The 1,441-nt window shown below is 66.7% G+C and carries 1 protein-coding gene and 1 pseudogene; both read right to left on the reverse strand.

What is annotated here, in order from left to right; translation table 11 throughout:
• Positions 1–60 precede the first annotated feature (60 nt).
• Entirely contained in the window at positions 61–318 is a 258-nt protein-coding gene (locus ABD268_RS22880; protein ID WP_425573793.1) for a Mu transposase domain-containing protein, read from the reverse strand.
• Positions 319–402: 84 nt separating this feature from the next.
• A pseudogene (locus tag ABD268_RS22750) lies at positions 403–1,344 on the reverse strand (integrase core domain-containing protein); the annotation flags it as partial.
• Positions 1,345–1,441: the final 97 nt, after the last annotated feature.

The raw sequence follows: 1,441 nt of genomic DNA on the forward strand, positions 1-1,441 counted from the left end.
TGTGATGTCTCAGGACATAGGTGACAGTTCTGCATCAGGACATTGGTGACACTTGATGTGTCAGGACTTCGGTGACGATTCGGGGTGCTTCGGACGCGGTCCTGATGGTCGGCCGTTGCCGACGTAGGTCACTCCTGGCGTGGGTCGGGTGTGCTCGGCGAGGATCTCGCCGTCGATGTCGGTGATGGTGATGTGGTCGCGGTCGGTGACGACGAGGACCTGTTGGAACGCGTGGTCGACGTCGATCTTGTAGAAAACCTTGTCGACGTGGATGACGCCGGCGCTGCTGACCTTTCTGACGCGGGTGTCGGCCGGCAAGTCGGCGGGCGGCTGCGGCCGGGGACGCCGAGGTGGGCTGACGACGGGCCGGTCGAGCCAGGATCGGCTGGTGTCGGGGCGCGGCGGATCGGCCTTCGGGGTCGCCTCCCACGCGGTCAGCGGGGTGATGCGACCAGGGAGTCCTTGGTGGGGGCGTTCGGTGTTGTAGATGTGGTCGAAGGCGTCGACCTGGGTCTGGAGTTCGGCCAGCGTCTCGGCCAGGGGCTGCTTGTCGAGGTAGCGGAACAGGGTCTGGTGGAACCGTTCGTTCTTGCCCTGGGTGGTCGGCTTGTACGGCTTGCCGGTGATCGCCTCGACCCCGAGCCGGGACACGTGCGCGACGAGCTGGCCGAGGTAGCCGCGCCGGGTCGGGTTCAGCGCAGCTCCGTTGTCCGACAGCAGACGTTGGGGCACGCCGTGGGCGGCGACTGCCTTGTCGAACACGGTGATCGCGTCCTTGGCGGTCTCACCGGCCGCGACGTGGGACGCCAAGGCGTAGCGGGAGTGGTCGTCTTCGAGTTGGAAGATCACGCACTTGCGGCCACCGGTCAGGACGTACTCGGTGGCGTCGAGTTGCCAGCATGCGTTGGGTGCCGGGTAGACGAACCGGCGCCAGGCCGAGCGGGGCTTCTTCTTCGGTTCCAGGCGAGCGACACCGGCCTCGCGGAAGATCCGGGCCAGCGACGCCGTCGAGGGCACCACCGGCAGGCCCATCGCGCGCATCTTGTCGTGCACGCTGATCGGCCCGTGGTCCAGCCCGGAGGCCTCCAGAGCCGCGCGCACCTGGATCGCCTGCTGTTTGACCGCCTCGGTCAGCTTCGAGGGACTCGACCTCGGACGCCGCGTCCGAGGCTCGAGCACCGCCGCAGGCCCATCGGCCTTGGCGCGCTTGCGCAGCTCGTAGAAGGACTTGCGGGAGATGCCGTGCTCGGCGCAGAACGTCGAGACCGCCCCGCGAGGGGCGTCCTCAGGCCACTGCGAGATCGCGAGACGGACACGGGGATCGATGGGTTCACTGACAGCCACCGCCGAAGCCTCGGGGCAGAAGTGTCACCACCAAGATGATTCAAAGTGTTACCGATGTCTTGATGCAGAACTGTCACCGATGTCCTGCCACATGACA

Source organism: Nocardioides koreensis (assembly GCF_039531775.1).
Lineage (GTDB): Bacteria > Actinomycetota > Actinomycetes > Propionibacteriales > Nocardioidaceae > Nocardioides > Nocardioides koreensis.